This window comes from Streptomyces sp. AC627_RSS907, from assembly GCF_019049165.1.
The window spans coordinates 1-1,642 of the sequence record NZ_JAGMUE010000651.1 but is presented as its reverse complement, the minus strand read 5'-3'; the positions used below and the strand labels follow the sequence as shown (position 1 = coordinate 1,642).

The 1,642-nt window shown below is 73.1% G+C and carries 2 protein-coding genes; both read left to right on the top strand.

The features are described 5' to 3' along the window. A partial coding sequence (locus KUM32_RS37610) for an MFS transporter (RefSeq protein ID WP_217146327.1) occupies window positions 1-1,152 on the top strand: 1,152 nt, incomplete at its 5' end. Beyond that, window positions 1,121-1,642: class I SAM-dependent methyltransferase (locus KUM32_RS37605; protein ID WP_217146326.1), on the top strand; the 522-nt coding region annotated here is incomplete at its 3' end. The genes KUM32_RS37610 and KUM32_RS37605, both read left to right, overlap by 32 nt.

The window sequence follows — 1,642 nt, the reverse complement described above, 5'->3', positions numbered from 1 at the left end:
GTGCTGCCGTTCATGTCGGTGTTCCTGCACGAGCGGCTCGGCATGGGGCTCGGCGCCGTCGGCCTGGTGCTGGCCGTGGCGTCCCTCGTGCAGTTCTCCGGCGGGATCGTGGGCGGAGCGCTCGCGGAGCGGATCGGGCTGCGGCGCACCATGCTGTGCGCGCTGGTGGTGCGCACGGCCGGGTTCGTGGGCCTGCTGCTCGCGCTGCGGTGGCCGCCGCTGGCCGTCGCGGCTCTGATCCTCACCTGCTGCGGCGCGGCGCTCTACCTGCCGGCGAACAAGGCGTACCTGGTACACGGCGTAGACGAGGAGCGGCGCCCGGCGTACCTGTCGGCGGGCAACGCGGCGCTCAACGCGGGCATGGCCGTGGGCCCGCTGATCGCCGGCCCTTTCGTGCTCTCCTCGCCCGGCTGGCTCTTCCTGGCCGTCACGGCGCTGTTCGTCGCGGTCACGGCGGGCCACGCCCGGCTGCCCGCACCGGACGGCGAGCGGCGGCCCGCCGCCGAGTCCGCGCCACGGGGCCTGCTGTCCGGCCTGCCGATCCTGCCGTTCGCCGCGTGCGCCGTCTCCTTCTACCTCTACTTCCACTTCCAGCACTACCTGGCCGTCTACGCGGTCGAGCGGGCTTCGAGCGAGTTCTACAGCCTGGTGCTGCTGCTCTGTTTCGCGCTGGTCATCGTCGTCCAACCGCTGGCCTCCGGGCTGATCCGGAGCATGCCGTACGCCGTGGCGCTCGCCGTCGGCTTCGCCGGCCTGGCCGCGGGCCTCGCCGTGCTGGCCATCGGCACCCGGCCCGCGCTGCTGGCCGGCGGGGCGCTGATCACCCTCGGCGACATCGTGCTCTTCCTCAAGAACGACCTGGAGGCCCTGCGCCGCAGCGACCGCTCCGACGCGGTCGTCTTCGGCCAGCAACGACTGGCCGCGGGCCTGGGCGCCTGCGCGAGCGGCGTCCTGGGCGGGCAGTTGTACGGCCTCGGCGAACGCGCCGGCGACACCGGCTGGTTCTGGCTCCTGGCCGCGGCCCAGTGCCTGCTGTTCCCCCCACTGCTGCTCGCGCTGCGCGGCCGTACGGCACGGCCCTCCACCCAACCCGGCGACACCGAAGGAGCACCGAAGTCCCATGACACACACGGGCGGATTCCAGGACGATGACTTCTGGACCGAGTTCTACGACTTCCTCTTCTCCGACCAGCGGTTCACCCAGGCCGAGGACCTCCTGGACACCTCACCGCTGCTGGCCCTGCCCACCGGGGCACGGGTGCTCGACCTGTGCTGCGGGCCCGGCGTGTTCACCGTGCCGCTGGCCCGCCGGGGCTACGCCGTGACCGGCGTGGACCGCAGCCCGGCCATGCTGGAGCGGGCCCGCGCGCTGTCGGCCGAGCGGTCGGCGCCGGCCACGTACGTGGAGGCCGACGTGCGCGCGTACGCCCAACCCGGCGCCTTCGACGTGGTGCTGAACATGTTCACCTCGTTCGGCTACTTCGATGACCCGGCCGACAACGCGCGGGCCCTGCGCACCATGCACGACAGCCTGGCCCCCGGCGGCACCCTGCTCCTGGACCTGGCGGGCAAGGAGTTGCTGGCCGGCCGGGTCACGCCACCCAAGGTGGTGCGGCGCGGCGACGACCTGCTCGTACAGACC